This window comes from Streptomyces fuscichromogenes, from assembly GCF_014645815.1.
Taxonomy (GTDB): Bacteria; Actinomycetota; Actinomycetes; order Streptomycetales; family Streptomycetaceae; genus Streptomyces; species Streptomyces fuscichromogenes.
On the sequence record NZ_BMML01000049.1, the window covers coordinates 1 to 19,626 of the forward strand.

16 protein-coding genes are annotated in these 19,626 nt (G+C 68.4%); 4 read left to right on the forward strand and 12 right to left on the reverse strand.

The window, feature by feature from the left end:
- Positions 1–490: 490 nt before the first annotated feature.
- From IEZ11_RS48285 to IEZ11_RS48295, 3 genes are all read right to left on the reverse strand, one after another.
- The gene (locus tag IEZ11_RS48285) at positions 491–1,429 is read right to left on the reverse strand and encodes a hypothetical protein (RefSeq protein ID WP_189269479.1); all 939 of its coding nucleotides are present in this window, start codon (positions 1,427–1,429) and stop codon (positions 491–493) included.
- Positions 1,430–1,527: 98 nt separating this feature from the next.
- A complete protein-coding gene (locus tag IEZ11_RS48290; protein ID WP_189269480.1) occupies positions 1,528–1,800 on the reverse strand; it encodes a hypothetical protein in 273 nt (90 codons plus the stop codon).
- A gap of 100 nt (positions 1,801–1,900) precedes the next feature.
- Positions 1,901–2,098, reverse strand: a complete 198-nt coding sequence (locus tag IEZ11_RS48295) for a hypothetical protein (protein WP_229713927.1) — start codon at positions 2,096–2,098, stop codon at positions 1,901–1,903.
- A 121-nt stretch (positions 2,099–2,219) separates the two neighbouring features.
- Between IEZ11_RS48295 and IEZ11_RS48300 the strand changes: the two genes are divergently transcribed.
- The 3 genes from IEZ11_RS48300 to IEZ11_RS48310 all read left to right on the forward strand — a co-directional run bounded on the left by IEZ11_RS48300 (position 2,220) and on the right by IEZ11_RS48310 (position 8,282).
- Positions 2,220–4,898: a helix-turn-helix domain-containing protein gene (locus IEZ11_RS48300; protein ID WP_189269482.1), complete on the forward strand. Its 2,679-nt coding sequence runs from the start codon at positions 2,220–2,222 to the stop codon at positions 4,896–4,898.
- A 98-nt stretch (positions 4,899–4,996) separates the two neighbouring features.
- Positions 4,997–5,677: a GntR family transcriptional regulator gene (locus IEZ11_RS48305; RefSeq protein ID WP_189269483.1), complete on the forward strand. Its 681-nt coding sequence runs from the start codon at positions 4,997–4,999 to the stop codon at positions 5,675–5,677.
- A gap of 115 nt (positions 5,678–5,792) precedes the next feature.
- A complete protein-coding gene (locus tag IEZ11_RS48310) occupies positions 5,793–8,282 on the forward strand; it encodes a DEAD/DEAH box helicase (protein WP_444544948.1) in 2,490 nt (829 codons plus the stop codon).
- A 262-nt stretch (positions 8,283–8,544) separates the two neighbouring features.
- Here the strand turns inward: IEZ11_RS48310 and IEZ11_RS48315 are convergent, their stop codons facing one another.
- From IEZ11_RS48315 to IEZ11_RS48355, 9 genes are all read right to left on the reverse strand, one after another.
- Positions 8,545–9,909: a hypothetical protein gene (locus IEZ11_RS48315; RefSeq protein WP_189269484.1), complete on the reverse strand. Its 1,365-nt coding sequence runs from the start codon at positions 9,907–9,909 to the stop codon at positions 8,545–8,547.
- A 227-nt stretch (positions 9,910–10,136) separates the two neighbouring features.
- Positions 10,137–10,832, reverse strand: a complete 696-nt coding sequence (locus IEZ11_RS48320) for a helix-turn-helix domain-containing protein (protein ID WP_189269485.1) — start codon at positions 10,830–10,832, stop codon at positions 10,137–10,139.
- 11 nt (positions 10,833–10,843) lie between these two features.
- On the reverse strand, positions 10,844–11,134 hold the full coding sequence (locus IEZ11_RS48325) for a hypothetical protein (RefSeq protein WP_189269486.1): 291 nt from the start codon (positions 11,132–11,134) through the stop codon (positions 10,844–10,846).
- A 764-nt stretch (positions 11,135–11,898) separates the two neighbouring features.
- Entirely contained in the window at positions 11,899–12,627 is a 729-nt protein-coding gene (locus tag IEZ11_RS48330; protein WP_189269487.1) for a hypothetical protein, read from the reverse strand.
- Positions 12,628–12,630: 3 nt separating this feature from the next.
- Positions 12,631–13,266, reverse strand: a complete 636-nt coding sequence (locus IEZ11_RS48335; protein WP_189269488.1) for a sigma-70 family RNA polymerase sigma factor — start codon at positions 13,264–13,266, stop codon at positions 12,631–12,633.
- Positions 13,267–13,269: 3 nt separating this feature from the next.
- The gene (locus IEZ11_RS48340; RefSeq protein WP_189269489.1) at positions 13,270–13,470 is read right to left on the reverse strand and encodes a hypothetical protein; all 201 of its coding nucleotides are present in this window, start codon (positions 13,468–13,470) and stop codon (positions 13,270–13,272) included.
- Positions 13,471–13,933: 463 nt separating this feature from the next.
- Positions 13,934–14,446 carry a hypothetical protein gene (locus IEZ11_RS48345; protein WP_229713929.1) on the reverse strand — a complete coding sequence of 171 codons (513 nt, stop codon included), beginning with the start codon at positions 14,444–14,446 and terminating at the stop codon, positions 13,934–13,936.
- A 94-nt stretch (positions 14,447–14,540) separates the two neighbouring features.
- The gene (locus IEZ11_RS48350) at positions 14,541–15,275 is read right to left on the reverse strand and encodes a Crp/Fnr family transcriptional regulator (RefSeq protein ID WP_189269491.1); all 735 of its coding nucleotides are present in this window, start codon (positions 15,273–15,275) and stop codon (positions 14,541–14,543) included.
- A gap of 1,582 nt (positions 15,276–16,857) precedes the next feature.
- On the reverse strand, positions 16,858–18,900 hold the full coding sequence (locus IEZ11_RS48355) for an NACHT domain-containing protein (RefSeq protein ID WP_189269492.1): 2,043 nt from the start codon (positions 18,898–18,900) through the stop codon (positions 16,858–16,860).
- Between the two features lie 225 nt (positions 18,901–19,125).
- On the opposite strand from IEZ11_RS48355, the gene IEZ11_RS48360 reads away from it, so the two are divergent.
- Positions 19,126–19,557: a hypothetical protein gene (locus tag IEZ11_RS48360; RefSeq protein ID WP_308426605.1), complete on the forward strand. Its 432-nt coding sequence runs from the start codon at positions 19,126–19,128 to the stop codon at positions 19,555–19,557.
- Positions 19,558–19,626: the final 69 nt, after the last annotated feature.

The window sequence follows — 19,626 nt, forward strand, 5'->3', positions numbered from 1 at the left end:
GACGGCCCAACGGACCAGCGCTCCGCGCCAGTCCGTACCCCCTGGCCGCTCCGCGACCAGGGGGGAAGTGGCGGCAGCAGGGGGTGTGAACTGGTGGGCACCTGACCGGAGGTGACGTGATGTCACCTCCGGTCAGGTGCGTCAAAACTGATGGCCGGATAAGTTCTGGGACGACATCCCGCCCTCGCCTCACCCCGGAAACCTTTACCCGGGAAATGCATCAATTCTCGGTCCAGCTACATTCCGGGATGGAGGATTTGACCCCCTCCAATTACCGAATGGATACCGGCGCAGCTCCGGATCGAAATGCTTCCGTGTATTCGGCGAATGCCTGTACGGTATTCCGCAGGGAACACATGATGTCGTATTCCGGGTCGAGCCTCGCCGAGGTCTGCGAGGTCTTGGGCTTCGCCGAGCTGCTCCAGGGCCCCTGAAAGGGCACCATATACTGCAACTGAGTTGACGGGATACCGTCCCAGAATGGGGAGAATCAAGTTCCTATCTGCACTACAAACCACGGTGCTCGCAAACTCAGTTGACCATCAGCGAAGGATTCACCAAAAAGGTGTTCTCCGCCAGACTGGCTATTACTGACGTGCGCCATAAAACACACATCGAAGACCTGACCGGCCATCAGGGAAATAGAGCACTCCATGTCGGGGGCCCAGGTAATATCGCTGTCCTCGGCACCTCCATCGTCATCGCTTTTACATTCCCAAAAGAGCGTCGTTCGCACCCCTTCGGGACCGAGCACCGCACCAGTTTCGTGGTCCTGCACTACCACTTTGCACTGTCCCATGGTGTACGCGTCAAATCCCCCAGACGTCCTGATGGACCATTGCCAGTTGTATGGCATCGCCACCCTGACGTGAGCGATCCCTGAGACCGTGGCTTCTAGCACTCGGCCTACACCCGCTGTGCCCCAATCTGAACCGCTGTCGTAACGGCCGACACAGGCCGCACCGAACGATCCGTCCAGTCGATTTGCGGTCAATTCAGGTGCACCCTGGATGTCCGTCCGTATCTCGTAGTCGTACTCAGCCCCGAAAACATTTATCCCTGGTTTAACATCGGGAAAGAGATTCGGATGTGTATTATCCCAGACTGTTTGATCGTTTTCCAGGACGGCGAACGCCTTCAGCTTTGCGACCATTTCTCGATCTCGCGCTTTCCTCTTTATCGCGTCTAGATTTTGAAGGGCGGCCGCAGCATCGGCATCCTGCTCCACTAGTCGAGCGAGCGGGGCGTACACCTGCGGAATGACTTCCGAGGCGGTTGGTCTTATTTCGGCTTCGCGTCTGGAATCTTCCTCCCGCAGGAGACGATCGAGTTGGGATTGTTGTTCGGCTGAAAAGAGTTCGCCGACCTCAGCAGGCCGTCGTATGGTCGGCTCCGTCAAAGCGTTCGCTCCGCCAGCTGAGTTGTCCATGTAGACAGTTTTCCAGCACTCTCGGGATGCCGCGACTCGATCTCTGCGATATGGCTGTGTTGGGCTACCGTCTTTCTGGGAGCTACCAAGAATCGCAGTCAGAGCTCGATGTAGGCGACGACGACCACGGTGCGCAGCGCGGTGACGAAGTACAGGATCCGGACGGCTTCGACGTCGTCGGTGTACTGACGCAGCCGGGGGCCGGCGGTGTTGCCAGGGATCGGTGCACCGGCCTTGGGGTCGACGGAGATGACAACCAGGGCGCGGTCCAGGGCGTGGAAGTCCGCCTCGCTGGTGATGTTCTCCAACTGCTTCGCGGCGGAGTCCGAGAAGACGATCCGGGCGCGGCGCGGGCCGTGCTGCGGAGGCATCAGGCGACGGATCTCGGGCGAACGAACTTGGGGTGCGGGTAAGGACTCTGTCACCAGCCGCAAACGGTGTGCCCTCGAAGGATGAGGAGGGCTCGTCGTGTCAGGCAAGGAAGGCAGTGAGGGCCGTGGTGATGGCGGCGGCGAGGGCGAGGACCGCGGCGAAGGTGCCGGCCGCGCGGGTCAGGGCCGTTGGCCAGGTCGCGCAGTCGATACGGGCCAGCATGCCCGCACCGACTGCGGCCAGCAGCGCGACGACGAGAACGACACCTACGGCGAGAAGGACAATGGCGACGGTCACGGCAGACTCCCTGGACACGGTGGGGTGTTGACAGGGACGAAGCTCGCGGAAGTGCTGTGCGCCATGGTTCACGGGAACGAAGATGGACACGGGAGCACACACCATCCCGGGGGACCATCACATGCTCGACGAGCCGGACCACTGCAGTCCCGCACATGCCGAACTGCGCAGGAGACTTGATGAAGGGCGGGCCCGTGCCCGTCTGGATCAGACGCAACTCGCCAGGAAGGCCGGTGTGGGCCGTACGACGGTGTCGAAGGCGCTCTCATCCCGCGGGGGCTTGCCATCGGTGGAAACGGTGACTGCGCTGGCGGATGTGTTGAAGCTGCCGATGGGCGAGCTGTTGGAGCTGCGGCGGACCGCGGCCGAGGAAACCGGCGCGGCGCCGGCCGACGTGTCGGGGCCTGGCCGGGCGATTGGGCAGTGGGAGCCGCATGAGTTGGAGGTCCACCCCGCCGGCTCCGGCGAGACGGGGGCCGACGGCGGTCGGGCACTGCCCAAGTACGTGGCCCGCGAGCACGACGCAGTACTGGCCGACGCGGTGGCGGCGGCCGCCGCGGGCCACAGTGGGATCGCGGTCCTGGTGGGGACCTCCTCGACGGGCAAGACCCGGGCCTGCTGGGAGGCCGTGCAGCCGCTCGCGGAGAAGGGGTGGCGGTTGTGGCATCCCTTCGACCCGACCCGCGCCGAAGCCGCGCTGGGAGACCTGCACCGGGTCGGGCCGCGGACCGTGGTCTGGCTCAACGAGGCACAGCACTACCTCGGCGACCGGAAGTTCGGTGAGCGGATCGCGGCGGCCGTGCACCAGCTGCTGATCGACGAGCAACGCGGCCCGGTCCTGGTCCTGGGCACGCTGTGGCCCGAGTATGCCCACGACTACACCGCGCTGCCCGAACCGGGCGGGGGTGATCCGTACAGCCGGGTGCGGGAATTGCTGGCTGGCCACACAGCGAGCGTCCCCGACACGTTCGACACCAAGGCCCTTGCCGAGGCGAAGGCTTTTGCCGAGAGGGGCGACGCTCTGCTGGCCGACGCCCTCACCCGTAGCCGGGACGGGGGTCGGATCACTCAGGACCTGGCCGGAGCCCCCGAACTCCTGCGCCGCTACGAACAACCCCGCAAGCCCGCCGCCCGCGCCCTGCTGGAAGCCGCGATGGACGCCCGCCGCCTCGGCGTCGGCCTCCACCTCCCCCAGGCCTTCCTGGCCGCCGCCGCCTGCGACTACCTCAGCGATGACGACTACGACCAGCTCAGCGACGACTGGGTCGAGCAGGCCTACGCCGAACTCGCCGAACGGGTCCACGGCAAGCAAGCACCCCTGCGTCACACCACTCCCCGGCCCCCGCGATGCTCGCCCACTCCCACCACCAGCATGCTGGCGCCCAAGGGGCCGGTGTTCCGGCTTGCTGACTACCTCGAACAACACGGCCGCACCACACGCCGCCACCTGTGCCCACCCGCATCCTTCTGGAACGCAGCTCACGCCCACCTCACCCACCCCGATGACCTCAACAACCTCGCCGAAGCAGCCGAAGACCGGCACCGCCTGCAATGGAGCCACCATCTCCGCCAGCGCGCCGCCGACCACGGCAACACCGATGCTCTGTACCTCCTGGCCCGGATGCGGGAGGGGGCCGGGGACCGGGAGGGGGCGGAAGCCCTGGCCTGGCAGGTCGTCGACCACGGCAGCAACGACGTTCTGGATCTCCTGGCCCTGATGCGGGAGATGGCCGGGGACCGGGAGGGGGCCGAGGCCCTCTACCGGCAGGCCGCCGACCACGGCAGCATCGACGCCCTGTACCTCCTGGCCGCGTTGCGGGTGAGGGCCGGGGACCGGGAGGGGGCGGAAGCCCTGGCCTGGCAGGCCGCCGACCACGGCAACACCAATGCTCTGTACCTCTTGGCCGAGATGCGGGTGGAGGCTGGGGACCGGGAGGGGGCCGAGGCCCTCTACCGGCAGGCCGCCGACCGCGGCGGAACCAACGCTCTGTACCGCCTGGCCGAGATGCGGGAGGGAGCCGGGGACCGGGAAGGGGCGGAAGACCTCTACCGGCAGGCCGCCGACCACGGCAGCATCCACGCTCTGAACCTTCTGATCGAGATGCGGGAGAGGGCCGGGGACCAAGAAGGGGCGGAGACCCTGGCCCGGCAGGCCGCCGACCACGGCAACACTCGCGCTCTGTACCTCTTGGCCCTGTGGCGGGAGAGGGCCGGGAACCGGGAAGGCGCCGAGGCCCTGGCCCGGCAAGCCGCCGACCACGGCAGCATCGACGCTCTGTACCGCCTGGCCGTGTTTCGGGAGGAGGCCTGGGGCTGGGAGGGGGCTGAGGCCCTCTACCGGCAGGCCGCCGACCACGGCAACACCGATGCTCTGTACCGCCTGGCCGTGTTTCGGGAGGAGGCCTGGGGCTGGGAGGGGGCTGAGGCCCTCTACCGGCAGGCCGCCGACCACGGCAGCATCGACGCTCTGTACCGCCTGATCGGGATGCGGGAGAGGGCCGGGGACCGGGAGGGGGCGGAGGTCCTGGCCTGGCAGGCCGCCGACCACGGCGACACTCGCGCTCTGTACCTCTTGGCCGAGATGCGGGAGAAAGCTGGGGACCGGGAGGGGGCCGAGGCCCTCTACCGGCAGGCCGCCGACCACGGCGAAACCAACGCTCTGTACCACCTGGCCGAAAGGCCGATCCGTTTCCATAGGTTGTGGCCGCACGGCCTGGACCCGGACGGCACACCGACATCTCCATGGCAACCGTTCGTGTCGGTTGAGCGGAGTGGACACGTACCGCCCGGCACGTCATAGGAATGCCGCGGTTTGCGGCTGCTGACAGAGTTCTTACCAGACCCCCAACTTCCTCTAACCTGTCAAATTAATTGACAGGTCTGCGCTACGGTGGGTGCATGACCGTATCCACCGAGAACTCGCCTGACCTGATCGCCGGGGATCTCGCCGTCGCGATCCACCAGGGGCTCATCCGTGAGGGGGAGCGGCTTCCGTCGCAGTCCAAGCTGGCGCGGTCCTACGGGGTTTCGTCGGGGACGGCTGCCGCTGCGCTGGCCCGGCTGGCCGCGGCCTGCCTCATCCGGACCGTGCCGGGCAGCGGGACCTTCGCGGTCTCCCGACCGGGTCTGTTCGAGCCGAACCCGGTGCTCGACGTTCTGGCGGCGGCGTCCGTCTGCCGGAGCCTCGCAGGCTTGACGTTCGCCCCCGACGATCCCGAACCCCCGCGGCTGAGCATCGGCGGCAGCCCGGACTGGGGAACGTCGTTGGAGGACGAGGACACCGTGCCGCCCCGTCGGCTCGACGTCGGTGTCCTGGCCGTGGTCGACCGGCATGTCCTGCGCTGGATGAGCGAGGCGTTCTTGTCGGCGGCCCGCCGTCTGGTGGCGCACGGCGTGGCCGACGCCGACCGGCATCTGATCGAGTCGGCCCGCGCGATCCTGCGGGACGGCGGCCGACGTCCCGAGGGCCAGCCCGGTATCGCCCTGTCCGGCGGGCCGATGCCGGACGACGAGGACGTCGCCCTGCGGATCTGGCCCGAGCGCGGTGAACCCCGCGACCCGAACGGCCCGCCGTTCTAACAGCTCGCCCCGACATGTCCCTGCTGGGCGGCCGTCCACTGCCAGGCGCACGGCCGCCCCGTCCCTCCCAGCCCAGTCACCAGAGCAGTCAGCAGACCAGGAAGGAATCACCATCGTGGCCGTCGCTCTTCGTCCACATCAAGTCGAAGCCGTCGACTCGGTACTTCGGCACCTTTCGGAGCAGCCGGGGCAGGGGATCCCGCCTGAGGGGCTGCGGACTCAGGTCATCGCCGCGACCGGGTCGGGCAAGACCCTGATCGGGGTGGCGGCGGCGAACCGGCTCTCCGCGCGCCGGGTGCTGGTCCTGGTGCCGACCCTGGACCTGCTCGTGCAGATGGCCGGCGCGTGGCGGGCGGGCGGCCGCCACGGCGCGATGATCGGGGTGTGCTCGCTGCGGGGCGCGGACAGCCAGGGCCTGCCCTGCTCCACCGACCCGGACGAACTGATCGCGTGGACGGACGGGCCCGAGCCCGTCACGGTGTTCGCGACGTACGCGTCGGTCGGCATGGGCACGCTCCAGCGCGCGCACGCCGCCGGGCTGCCGGTGTGGGACCTGATGGTCGTCGACGAGGCGCACCGGGTGAGCGGTGACGGTCTGAAGCCGTGGGCGGCCGTCCACGACCAGACCCAGGTGCCGGCGGTGCGGCGGCTCTACATGACCGCGACCGCGCGGATCTGGGAGGCGGAGGGGGAGCGGCCGCGGCTGGTCGCGTCCATGGACGACGACTCCGCGGTGTTCGGGCCGGTCGCCTACAAGCTGCGCCTGTCCGAGGCGATCCGGCTGGGCCTGGTGGCGCCGTACCAGGTGCTGTGCCTGGACATCCGCGACCCCGGGCTGTACGCCGCACTGACCACCGAGGCAACCAACTCCGACGCGGTACGCGGGGCGCGGCTCGCCGCCGTGCAGACCGGCCTCATGCGCGCGGCCGTTGAGGAGCGGTTTAGGCGGGTGCTGTCCTTCCACAGCCGGATCGGGGAGGCGGAGGCGATGGCGGCCGCCGTCCCCGTGACGGCGGGCCGGCTCGCCGAGGACGACTCCGAGGCGTTCCCGCCGGCCGCGCAGGTGTGGTCGGACTGGCTGTGCGGGGAGCACGCTCCCGCCCACCGCAGGAACGTGCTGGGAGAGTTCGCCTCCGACTTCCTCACCGGTCCGGACGGCGACGGCCGGGACGTGCGCGCCGAGCTTCGGGTGCTGTCCTCGGTACGAGTGCTGGGCGAGGGAGTCGACACCGCCGAGTGCGACGCGGTCCTCTTCGCGGACGCACGCGGCAGCATGGTCGACATCGTGCAGATGGTCGGACGCGCCCTGCGCATGCGGCCCGGAACCGGGAAACTCGCCACCCTGATCGTGCCCGTGTTCCTCGGCGAGGACGAGGACACGAACGAACTCCTCACCTCGGACGCCTACGGCACCCTCGCGAAAATCCTCGGCGCGCTCCAGGCCCACGACTCCGACACGATCGAGGCCCTCGCCGACCCCCGCGTCCGCAACGCCCTCACACAGACCGGCGAAGACGACAACCAGGACCAGGACGACAACCTGGACGACGGCCAGGAGCAGGAGGCCGTGCGGGTCGGCGCGGCGGCGGCCGGGGTGCTCAGGTTCAGCGAGGAACGCGACCCGGCCGCACTCGCGCAGTTCGTCCGGCTGCGGGTCATCGACCCCGAGGCCGCCTACTGGCGGCGCGGCATCGAGGCCGCCACCCGGTGGCGGCGCGAGACCGGCAGCACGGAGCTCCGGGTGCCGTACACGTACGTCACACCCGAGGACTGGGGCGCGGTCAGCGCGCATCCGCTGGGGGTATGGGTGGCGGACCAGCGGCGCTACTACGCGGCCGGGACGCTGGAGGCCGCACGCGTCACCGAACTGGAGACGCTCGGAATGGTGTGGTCGGTCCAGGCATCCGCGTGGGAGGCCGGCCTCTCCGTCGCCCGCGCCTACACCGACGCACACGGCCACCTGCTCCCGCCCGCCACGGCCGTCTTCGGCGGGGACAGCTTCCCCATCGGGACCTGGCTCAAGAACCAGCGCGCAGCGGCCCGCAGGACGGCGGAGAACGCCGAACGGCGAGCCAGGGGGGAATCGGGCGTCCCGCACACCGGAGAGCTGGCAGAAGCCCGTATGGAGGCTCTGGCCGACCTCGATCCCGGGTGGTGCCCGGCCTGGGAGATCGGCTGGCAACGCGGCTACCGCCTCGCCCTCGCCCATGTGAAGGCCGGAGGCGCCCTCCCGGCCGGAACCGGTGAACTGATCGTCCAGGGAGAGGACCTGGGCGTCTGGATCACGGGGCAGCGCACCGGGTGGGACAAGCTCATGCCCGCGCAGCAGTGGCTCCTGGGAACCGTCGGGATCGAACCCGTGGCCGACGGTGAGCCGCCGGCCACCGCGCCCCGCACGCAGGACGCCCGGTGGACCGCGAACCTCGCTGCCGCACGGCAGTTCCACGAGCGGAAGGGCCACCTCACCGTGCCCCGCAAGCACGTCGAACCCGTCGACGGCGAACTGGTCCGGCTCGGGGCGTTCCTCGACAACACCCGCCGCCGCGCCGGGAAACTGAGCCCGCAGCGGCGCGCGGACCTCGACACCCTCGGCATGCGCTGGTAGACGACGGCCGGACACGACGTTGCCCGCCCCCGGAAAGTCGGGGGCGGGCAACGGTCGTACACGTGGCCGTGAAGGGCGGTCGCCTACGCGGCGAAAGGCTCCATAAGGCTTCAGCCGAACGATCGTCCTCATGGGCAATGGGTGAGGCCCGGGGACACTGTCCCCTCCACAACCACACCCTCCACAACACAGACGGCTGGCCGGGTATTCCTCTCCAGATGGCCTTCCCGCGGCATGGGGGAACCATCATCGTCATGGGTGGTCAGTGGGACTTGGAGGGAAGGGCGCGCTCTAGGAAGTCGAGCCGGATCTGGCGGGGCAGCTTGCTGTCGAGTCCGAGTGCGGTGCGGATGGACTCGGCGCTGACGTCTCGCGGGATGTCCATGCGGCGTTCTGCGTCGCCGATGATCTCTGCGATTGTGTGATAAGCGGACTGAGGGTGGTGGCGGATGAGCCAGTCGAGCATGTTCACCACGGGCGTGGTGATGCCGTAGAAGGTCGTAGGTCCGGTGTCTCCTGTGGCCTCGTCGAGTTCCTTGCCACTGGCGAACTCGTCGAGGAAGGCGTGCCGGACGGTTGCCGCGAGGTCGTAGTGGTTGATGATGCTGTCGGTGTCGGTGGCCACGCCGAGGGCCAGGTCGTCCGCGATCTCGTGCACGGCGCTCTCCGTGCGGAAGCGCAGTGCCCAGCGTTTGCGCCAGTCCGGCCGTTCCCACAGGGTGCCCAGGAACCGGCGGGCCAGGTGCTGCCGGAGTTCCGACAGGCCGATGGAGAGGTCGTCTTCTCCGGAGCTGAGCTTGGCGGCCGCGTTCTCGGGTGAGCGGTCGCGTTCCTCCGCCCAGTCGGCGGCCACCGGGCGTGACCACAGGCTTCGGCCGTTGATGATCGCCTGCGGCGGGGGGACGTCGCGCTGGTCGCGGGCGATGTAGGCGCGCAGGGTGGAGGCTGCGATGCCGCCGATCTTGGCCATCTCGGGGGCGCCGATGAGCTGGTCGGCGGCGAGTTCGGGCGCGGAAAGACGGACCACGCAATGATCCAACGGCAAGGCGTTGCGAGATCGGCGGGAGGCCCACAAGGCCAGGTGGTCGTTCCACGGGTCGGGGGGCGGGGCTTCCAGATCGAAGTTGGCGACCTTGAGCAGGCGGCCGCCGTCGGGGTGAGCGTTGTCGTCGAGGAGGTCGGCGGCGGTGAGGGTGGTCGCGGCTTTGACGGGCCGGCGGTCGAAGCGCTCGCCGGGGGCGTCCCATACCTGGTCGGGCCGGTACCAGGTAGTGCCGTCCCACCAGTAGCCGCCCTGGCGGAACAGCAGTTGAGGCCCCCACCAGTCGCTGTGCCAGGGCGAGGCGTCTCCGTCACGGACAAGAAGTACCGTCCGGCCGTGCTCAGGGTGGTGTCGTACGACCCAGGCCAGGTCCTGGCGGATCGGGTCGGTGGTGAAGGCCAGCCAGGCGCCGTCGGTGTCACGGTCCTTGTCCCAGCGGCCCCAGGTGCCTCCTTCCTCGTGGCGTCCGATGGCTTCGACGGCGGCGGGGTCGCCGACCGGGATGTGGCTGTCATCTACGAACGGCAGGCCCGGGACGGGATGGTCCGTGCGCAGACCGTTGGCGAGCGGCTGAAGGCGATGCATCGGTGCTGTACCCCCCAAATCTAGAACGCTGTAAACTACTACAGCACTTGCGATGCCCGAATGGCAGCGGAACGAAACACACTCGCACGGAAGAGTCGACGGCCACCCTCATGGAGGCTTCGAACGCCGCGCTCGTCTCCCCGGCCTGCACGGGGGCCGAGTCGTGTCTCCACCACAGTTAGCTGGACGGCAGCGTCGCCAACAGCCCGGAGCTGCCGAGCGGAGCTCTAGGCGGCCTGGGATGGTGGCGAGGCCTGGGCGACGGCTTCGGCCTGGGCCTGGAGGACCATCCGCTGGTGAGCCAGGACCCAGTTCTGGAGGCCGCGTGAGCGTACCGGGACGTCGTGCAGCACGCGGATGGCGGCGGCCAGCCAATCCTTGAGATCCGCCGCCTTGGCCACGTAGCAGGCCTTGAGGAAGGCGACGGTCTGCTGTGCGTCGACGGGCAGCATCTCTCCCGCGATGATGCGTCGCGCGGTGGTCCGGGGCAGATTCCCTGGCCCGGACAAGCGCTCCATCTCTCCGGGCGTGGGGTAGCCGCCCCACACGTGCTGGTGCCGCAGGGCCCGCAGGAAGTCCGCCGGAGTGGACAGCAGCGCCGGATCCGGCGCCTGGCGGACGTAAAAGGGGGCCCGGGTCGCTCGGCGGGCCCTGATCCACAGCTGGAGGGCTCGGTCCATGACGTACTCGGGGTGCGAGTTCTCCTCGACGGCGGTCACGAAGATGAACTCCTCGACGGTTTCCCAGGAGGGCACGACCGTGCCGGAGGCGGCCCGTTCGAACGTCGCGGCCGACACCGACTCGGTGCGGGCGGCCATCTGTTTGTAGGTCATCTCGGCGTTTGCGCGGCGGCCGCGCAGGAAGTCGGCGAGCTTCGCGCGCTCGGGCACGGTGTAGTCGACGGGGTTCTCGCGGCGTCCCACAGGGGCCGACCTCAGTTCCCGGCGCTGAAGTAGGCGCGCATCAGGCGGCCAAGGCGTCCCGCTCCGCGGCCTGGCATGACCGCCAGGACCACGACCGCTGCGCCGATCCCGCCGGATCCCGCCAGCAGCGCCAGGACATCGGGGAGGGCGTGCGGGCGGGGGGCGAGGAGGGCCGCGGTGATGACGAACGTGATGATCACGCACGCATGCGGCATCCCGAACCGGCTGTAGGCCGCGGTGGTCTCGGACGATGCCGACAGAGCGGCCGCGGCATCTGCCACGGCTGGGGGCTTGCTGCCCATCGAGGGTCTCCTGACTACCGTCCGGCGACCTGCCGATCGCCGGACGGTGTGCTATCTGGCTCCAACCAAAAGGGCCCACACGTGCGTTCAAGCGGGAGTTGGCGCTCCCTCACACGCATGCGGACGTTGCTGCGCAGACAGTTTTCCAGCCCCTACGACACTCCTGAGAGGCCGTCAACCGATTGCCTCACGACTGCACCAATGTGCACTCTCTGTAGATGTTCGAGTGTTTGAGGGCCTGTTAGGGCCACCTGTTCCCGGCCCGGATGTCCTTGTCTGACGAAGACATTGCAGGTCGCGGCGTTGCGAGGGTGCCTACCATGCCCGGCCGACATCCCGTGGCATCTCCAAAAATCCACCAAAGACGCAGGTCAGAGGTGCTGATGTGCCACTCCGGAGCAGGCGTTTGGGTGCTTTCCAGCTAGATCCCTTGCCCGGTTGAGCGAGGCCGCACGCGGGGGACCGACCTGCGTTGATTCAGTTCCGTGCCTTCCGCATCCAGCCATCTCCCTGATGAGGAAGGCAGACTTCTCATCACCGGAACGGTCCGTACGGGCCGCCGGCCCTGATTGCTAGCTGGCTCCAACCACCGCAAACAGGGAGGGCAAGTGTTGGCGCACCTGTCCCGGTAGAAGCCGATGCCCCACGCCCTTCCGAGCGAGCGGGCATCGGCTTCACCCATGTTCGCCCTGCGGGATTCGACCTCGCCGGAATACCGCCACCACGCAGCCGACAACAGCTTCACGCTCGCGATACAGCAGTGATCAGCCGCGGCGCAGCAGGGTGATCTTCCGGCGGGCGCCGGAGAGGGCCTGGGCCCGGTCCGCGCGGGCGGCCTCCTTCTTCGTGTACTGCTGTCCCGCTTCAGCTGACATCAGATGGTCTGCGACCTGCTCAAGGAAGCGGTGGTCCGGGTGACGGAGCCGGACTCCGGCCACCTCTACGGCCTTCAGGCGTTTCACGGCGTCCCGGAAGACTGCCGAACGTGCATCGATCAGGGGGCGCTCCCAGGAGGCTGGGGGGACGAAGTCGATCCAGTTTCCGGTGGCGAGGGCCTGGCCCATCCAGTGTTCTGCGTCCCGCAGTTCGCCCCGGCCCAGGTAGAGGAGGTACAGGCAGTACGCGGCGGTCGCGTTCTCGGCGCCGGCGGCGAACTGCCACCACCAGATCGCCTCGTCCGTCTCCTGGGCGAGGCTGAGCAGGCAGGCGAAGCGCAGGGCCCCCTCGGCATCAGTGGGGTCGTCGACGAGGCGGCCCAGGTGGGTTCTGGCGTCGCCGCTGTCCAGGAGCCTGCTGGACAGGAAGGTCAGGTAGATGCCGGCGCGGTCTGCCTTGCCGGCACGGCGGGTCTCACGCCCCGAGCGCTGGGGGCCGAACATCAGCTCGGTGACGACGTCACGGGTGATCTCCTGCCGCAGGTCGGAGACTTCGCCGTCGGTGAGAGCGTCGTAGCCGGTCGCGTGGCCGAGTAGCTCGTCGAACTGTGCCGGCACCTTCTACTCCTTCTCCTCGTCGTCACCCAGGTCGATGCCGAGTCTGGCGGCAATACGCCTGCGGGCGTGGCGCCGGTGGGTGCGTACGGTGCTCGACTGGATGCCCATGATGTCGGCGACCTGCTCCGAGTTGAAGCCCAGGCAGTAGTACAGGACGATCACGTCGAACTGGCGCTCCGGGAGGAGGCTCATCGCCGTGTACAGCCCAGCGGGCGAGTCCAGGTCGGCCATCTGGGAGTGCATCTTCCGCAGCATCTCCCGTGCGGCTTCGTGTACGGCGTGGGTACGGTCGCGGGCGGCCACGGCGGCGGCGAGATGGTCGTTGCCGAACGGCTCGCGCGCCCGGTCGTCCACGAGCCGCTTCAGGTTGCGCCACGCGTACGCCTCCGCGCCGCCCTCCTCGGTCCGGGCGGCAGTCCAGTTCATCGCGAGGTGGTGGTAGAGACGGCGCACGACGGTCTTCGCGGCGTCCTTGTCGCCCAGGATCACCGCGGCGTACCGCACCTGGGCACGGACGTAGGTGCGGTAGAAGGCGTCCAGCGCCGTCGGCATCTCGTACGGGATGCCGTGCAGGGCGTTGAGGTCCTCGACCGATGTCGGCAGCGTGTCGTGCCTGTCGCTGTCCTCGGGGCCGGTCATCGGCTAGGCCTCCCCGTCCTGGGAAGCCACCCTGGAAGGGACGAGCGTGTCCGCGGGCCGCGCGGGCCGGGTCTGCACGAGTTCGGCGACGCCGGCCTGGACGGAGGCACGCAGCAGACGGCGAGTCACCACCCGAAGGTCGGGAAGGAAGACGCGCAGTGCAGTCGCCACTGCCAGCAGCGCCAGCCCATCGTTCACGGTCAAACCCATGTCCTTCCTGCCGCAGCAGCACCAACTTGCCCTGAGCGAGCCGTCATTGGGCTGGAGGAGACCCCAGCGGCTCCTCAACTGCAGGATTTCGGATCAGCCCCCCCGAACGCGCACGACCGGCTCGATCAATTCACGGCAAATATGATCACCCGACAGGGTCGGAAGTCCCCAGCACGATGAGCCACCGAATACACATCCACAGGGAGCAGGGAAGACGGGCCGCACTCTGCGTCAGCTGGGCTCACCCGGTACCGGACACGGATCGGCACACGTGACGCGCATCACATGCCTGGCCCCTGGATGTCCAACGGCCTCGCTACGCAGCGTGCTGGATGAAGGTGTCGAGGACAGCGGCACGGCACCGGATCCGGACCAGCACGTGCTGGCCGTGGCGATGGATCCGGTGCCGCTGGGGAAATGGTCTGGGGCGGGCAGCGGGGTGCCGCCCGCGGTGCCTTCAGCCGCGGCGCAGCACGGTGATCTTCTGCCGGGCGCTGGAGATGGCCTGGGCCAGTTCGGCGCGGGCCGCTTCCTGCTTCATGGCCTGCACGAGCTGGACCTGGTGGTCCTGGTGGGACACCTTGAGGGCGGGGGTCGGTGCGGGCAGGGCCGTGTCCAGGTAGTCGTCGACGCGTTCGACGACCTTGGCCAGTTCGGGGCGGATGGCCTCGATGTGGCCGGCGACGCCTCGGAGCATGTCGCCGGTCTGGGAGATGTCCTCCATGTCCTCGGCCCGGCTGGGCTTCTTCGCCCTGCGGCACTGGGCCTTGTAGAGGTCGGCGAGCCACTGGTCGGGCTCGTCGTAGACGGCGTCCTCGGCGTCGGTCTTGCGGATCTGCTTCATCCAGGCGAAGACCTCCCGGTGGTGCAGGAGGGTGTAGAGGGCGAGCGCTCCCATGAGGAAGGAGAAGGCGATCGTCGCCGCGAGGGTGCCGCCGCTGGTGCCCATCGCCAGCGGGGTGCTGCTCATCGTCATGTTGGTCCGATCACGGGTGCGCCGCCCCGCAGGATGCGGGTACGGCGCAGCAGGGGATGGTGGGTCCGGAAAAGCGCAGGGGGTGGTGTCAGACCCCGGCGAAGAGGCGCAGGCCGTCGACGTCGCAGACGACGAACTGCCGGTAGCGGGCCTCGATGACACCGTGGTAGCGCAGTGTGCGCAGCGCGTTCTCCGTGGTGGAGACGGCGAGCTGGAGAGCTGCGGCGATGTCTTTCTGGCCCGGGCCGGTGATGACGGTGGAGCGGGATGTTCGGGGGTCGGGGACGCCGGTGGTGTCGGCGAGGTGCGCCAGCAGCCTGCTGACCCGTTCCAGGGGCGGGCGGATGGCCATCCCGTAGACGAGTTCGTCGGTGCGGCTGCGGTCCTCGAGGCTGCGCAGCAGGGCGATCCGTGCCTCGTAGAAGCGGCGCTCGGTGAGGGCGTTGAAGTACCGGGCGGCGAAGGGGATGACGACGGTGTCGGTGAGGCAGCGGGTGTCGACGCAGGAGTCGGGCTCGATGAGCGCGGCTTCGCCGACGAGTTGGCCGGCGCCGCGGAACCGGATGATGCCGGGGATGCCGGCGCCGGTGCCCAGCGGATAGCGGTCCTGGCGTACGACGCCTTCGAGGAGGATGTAGACGACCGGGTTGGCCGGTCCCATGGGCAGCAGTTCGTCGCGGGCGAAGAGACGGCTGCGCAGGCCGGTCTGGAGAAGACCGTGCCAGGTCTCGGTCTGTACGCGGTGCAGGAAGCTTCCCTCGGGCTTGCCTTCGTGGGCATGCAGGAGGTCGGTGGGCCGGGAGATGTCGAGGGCGGGAGGCATGGTCACTCTCCCCCCGGGGCCCGGCAGGCGGGGCAGGCCGCCGCACACACGCCGTGGGCGGCGCGGCGGTGACGGCGCGTCGGGAACAGCGCGGCGTGGCGGCCGGGAGGGTACGGCGGCACGGCGCCGTGGGAGCTGGCGATGCTCATCGTGTTCGTCCTATGCGGTTGATCGGCCTGGGACCCCGCTGTGTCAGCGGGGTCCCAGGTGGTGGGTCCGTCGCCCTCTCCGGGAGGTGGTACGTGCCCGGTGGTGTAGGCCAGGCGGATGGAGATGACGTTGGATCGGCATAACGCTACCTCTCGCCACGAGCCGAGAGCCAGTCGCGTTTCCGGAGGAACCGCAGGGGTGATTCACGCTGCGTTGATTCCCTACCTGCGGGGGTTTGTTACACCCCGCCCGGAGCCGAATCGATAAACCTGTTCTCTCCATTTTCAAGAATCCCCGCATTCGGCATGCAAATATTCATGCGGCGGTATGAGAGATGTCCTCTCGATGAGGACCATGAGGCCTACACGCAAACCTGCGGCAAAAACGGGAGGCCCCAGGGCACCACCCCCAGGACCTCCCGGAAAGGGTCCGGACCCACCGGGATCAGACCGGTGTCCAGTAAACACTATGGACCGCGTTAAGGTCACTCCCGATCCGGCGTCACGTGGTCTCTACCGTCATAACTAGCAGTGCAAACACCCCAGCTGCGGGGTTTTGGCATGGACGGCACACCCTCGCGAGCCTGTCAAGGCGGCGCCCCGGAAGGTCGCAAGCTTCGTCCCTTTTGTGCACCGGGGAGCGAGACGCGCCCACCCCTCGGAGACTCTGAGAGCGCTATCAAATGATAATCGACGTTCAAGAGTCAACAAATCCGGTCACCGAACGCCACCAGGCGCCTACCGCGCCGCCTCCCCATCGGACATGAGTGCGATCTTCGTACAGATGTACCACTCCGCCATAATTCACTTCTCGACATTCCCCCGGCAGGCATCAGCAGAAATGCAAGCCGCATAGAAAAAGCGTCCCCCTCTCATCCCCGACGGGATATCGAACATCAATCGGCGACCTAGACGACCATACTTCCGAATGTCGACTGATCCACATTGCCGCCCGCTTCCCCTCTCTGTCGGCGCCTATCCCGGACAGGCCCGCGCACCCACAGCCGGAGCCCAGCTTTCACAACGTCAGTTTCGTTGCAGGGCAGACACGTTGACGACAGGAGATGCATGCACATGAGGGAATGAGTACATAAAATGACCGAATGAGTACAGAGAGTAACTTGCATCACACTGCGAGCCGCGCGGCCGCCAGCGTGCGCCCCGTGCGCATCCGAAGCGCCCCATGCCCTCCCCCGTGCGCGGCATCCCACAGCACGCTCCGGAGCACTCCCGGTGCGTCGACCTGGTCGCCCGCCAGGGCGGGCAGAACAGCCACCCCCTGCCCACCGGCATCTACGGGGAGCGCACGCGATCGCATCGGGAGACCGTCCCCGTCCGAAACCCGCCGTACAACATGGGCATCACCCTGGCCTCGGCATCCCGCTCACGGCTCCCGGAGCGGCCACGGCCCGAGCGGTTGAGCAGCCGTGCCCTCAGGGCAAGGGCGGAGGGGAGGGATGCCGGCGCAGCCAGTGCTGGAGTTCACGGTGACGGTACTGGTAGGCGGGCCCGCTGTAGCGCATGAGCCCCGCGGTGACAGCCCAGTCCAGGAACCTGCCGAGCCGGAACGGCAGACGACGACGCGAGCAGAACAGGAACACCACATACCGCCGCGAAGCCCCAGCACTGCACGTGAGCCCGAACGTGAGCCCGCCCGCGAGCCCGAACATGAGGCTGGTCGCAAGCCCGAACGGGAAGATCGTCGCGAGGTTGGTCGTGAGCCCGAGCATGAACCCGAACATGAACCCATTCGTGAGCCCGAGCAGGGCATCACTTTTGATGACCGCACGCGCTCCGAGACTTGTGCCCGGCTCTTGCTCAAGCGTGGCCGCGAGTCCGAACGCGAACCCGAACGCGAACCCGAGCACAAGCCGCTCAAACAGGATCCAAACCACGATCCCGGATGTGAGCCCGGACGCGAGCCCAAGCGCGAGGTCCATCGCGAGGTCCATGCGTCTTCGCGGGGTCATAAACGGGCTCCCCAGACTTTTGGGGCTGCTAGTGGTGACGGCGAGGACTCCGGCCATGGCGGCAAGTGCACCGATCGTGATGGCGACCACACTTGTTTGCGCTTGAGGGACTGCCCAGGCGAGAGGAAGCACGGTGAGGACGGCGAGGGTGGTGATGAGGATGTCGGCTGTGCGGACGCGGGCGCGTCCGGCAAGCGGCCACAGTTCATGCAGGACGAGGTCGGTGGTTTCCGCGCGGGCCGATGCCGTGGCGGGGAGGGCGCCGGTGGCGTCGAGGTGGGTGGTGAGGTGGTGGAGCCAGCGGTGAATGTCCTGGGGTGTGTAGCGGTGGGGGTTGGGGGTGATGCGGGTGGCGGCGGAGATGTAGCGGGCCAGGAGATGACGGTCCAGGGTGTCAGCGTCGGGGAGGGTGAGGAGTTCGGCGGGGTTGCCGTCGTGGTGGTAGACGGTGGCGGTCAGGCAGAGCCGCCAGGGGGTGGACAGCATGGTCGCCAAGATCCCGCTCGGGTGGGCGGTCAGATGATCGGTCAGCGGCTGCCACCGGGCCGTATCGAGTGCGCGGCTGGTGAGGTAGGTCCGGGCGGCGCCGGTGTCGACAGGAGCGACGGCGATGCGGGCGGCGTCCAGGACCTCGGTGTGCAAGGCCGCCAGGGCGTCGTAGTGCCGGGTACGGCAGGTCAGGATGAGAGGTCCGGCGTCGCGACCCTGCTGGTAGGCGTTGAGGGCACGCACGACGGCGGTCGCGCGGGGCGCGGCGGGATCTGGGGAGCCGTCCGGGGCCGGGGGGTCCATCTCGTCCAGGCCGTCCAGGACCGGCAGCACCCGGCCGTGCTCGACCAGGCCGGCCGCTAGGTCGACGGGCCAGTCGTAGGCCTCGATCAGCCGCTGTTGCAGCAGCTCGGGCAGGGACTGTCGGTCGGTGTCCCACCGGGACAGCGGGATACGGACCGGTACGGGGTCGTCCTCGTTCCGGCCGTCGATGAGGGCCAGCAGGAGCTCCAGGGCCAGGACGGTCTTGCCCGCCCCGGCGGCGCCGGTGACGACCAGGCGCAGCGGCTTGGTGGAACGGTAGTAGGCGACGATGTCCGGCAGCGTCGCCGGGCCCGGCCCGTCGGCGATCAGGCGCCCAGCGAGCGGAGCTTCGGCCGGGCGGACCGCGACGGGGTGCAGGACGTAGGCGAGATTGATGCGCCGGTTGTCGTCGCCCAGCAACTGCCGCCACACCGCACTCTCCCCGCCCTTGATCTGGTCGGCCAGTGTCGCGGCCCAGTCGCGGGCGAGGCCAGCGTCGTTGCCTTCGATGGGCTTGCACAACGCCACTACTGCGAGCACGACCCCGGCCGCCCCCAGAGGAAAGCCCAACAGGCCCGCGATGTCTGTCGGCTGGAGCCCTCCGTGAATGATCACCCAGACCGCGTACACAGTGCTCACCACGACCATCAGCGCACCCAAGGTGCCGATCAGATACCAATTGCGCCGCTGGCGGCGCCCCCCGAGACCTGCCATTCCCCGATCATTCCCATAGCCCTACCGCCGCACAGTCGGTTTGCCCTGCTTGTGACCAAGCAGATGAAACATCCCCTCAACTGGTCCCGTCCCAGGCTGGCGCCGCCCTTGTAATCCAGGGGGATCGCCCTTCGACGGTGTGACTAGTTCGCCGTGCGGGTGAACCCACCCCCAGCCGACCGACACCGCACCGTCCAGGCCACTACGAAGATCACAGACCTGTTCGTGATCTTCGAAACGGAGACCCGCACTGTGCGCCTCGCCCGTACCCGCCGCACCCTGATCGCCGCGCTGCTCGCACTGCTCACCCCCACCACCGCCCACGCCGCGCCGGCCTTCGCGTACCAGCCCGAGCGGCACGCGCCGGGCGAGACGGTCACCCTGCCGGTCCGCGACGCGCTCGCCGCGCTGACCGTCGCGGACGAGGACCGCGCCGGCTACTCCCGCGACCAGTTCAAGCACTGGACCGACGCGGACAAGGACGGCTGCAACACACGCGCCGAGGTCCTCCTGGAGGAAGCCGTCACGTCGCCCGAGATCGGTGCGAAGTGCGCGCTGACCGGCGGCAGCTGGTACAGCCCGTACGACGACCGGTACTTCGACAGCGCGAGCCAGTTGGACGTCGACCACCTGTTATCTGTAGCCATGACGGCGTGATCCGTTCGTCTGTCCAGGATGCGCCGTCACTGATATGCCGCTGACGATCCATATGGCAACTGCCGCAGG

Bases quoted from the DNA above. Each gene is read 5' to 3' on its own strand.
- IEZ11_RS48285 (WP_189269479.1), bottom strand. From the start codon at position 1,429: ATGGACAACTCAGCTGGCGGAGCGAACGCTTTGACGGAGCCGACCATA.
- IEZ11_RS48290 (WP_189269480.1), bottom strand. From the start codon at position 1,800: ATGCCTCCGCAGCACGGCCCGCGCCGCGCCCGGATCGTCTTCTCGGAC.
- IEZ11_RS48300 (WP_189269482.1), top strand. From the start codon at position 2,220: ATGCTCGACGAGCCGGACCACTGCAGTCCCGCACATGCCGAACTGCGC.
- IEZ11_RS48305 (WP_189269483.1), top strand. From the start codon at position 4,997: ATGACCGTATCCACCGAGAACTCGCCTGACCTGATCGCCGGGGATCTC.
- IEZ11_RS48315 (WP_189269484.1), bottom strand. From the start codon at position 9,909: ATGCATCGCCTTCAGCCGCTCGCCAACGGTCTGCGCACGGACCATCCC.
- IEZ11_RS48325 (WP_189269486.1), bottom strand. From the start codon at position 11,134: ATGGGCAGCAAGCCCCCAGCCGTGGCAGATGCCGCGGCCGCTCTGTCG.
- IEZ11_RS48335 (WP_189269488.1), bottom strand. From the start codon at position 13,266: ATGACCGGCCCCGAGGACAGCGACAGGCACGACACGCTGCCGACATCG.
- IEZ11_RS48345 (WP_229713929.1), bottom strand. From the start codon at position 14,446: ATGAGCAGCACCCCGCTGGCGATGGGCACCAGCGGCGGCACCCTCGCG.
- IEZ11_RS48350 (WP_189269491.1), bottom strand. From the start codon at position 15,275: ATGCCTCCCGCCCTCGACATCTCCCGGCCCACCGACCTCCTGCATGCC.
- IEZ11_RS48355 (WP_189269492.1), bottom strand. From the start codon at position 18,900: ATGGCAGGTCTCGGGGGGCGCCGCCAGCGGCGCAATTGGTATCTGATC.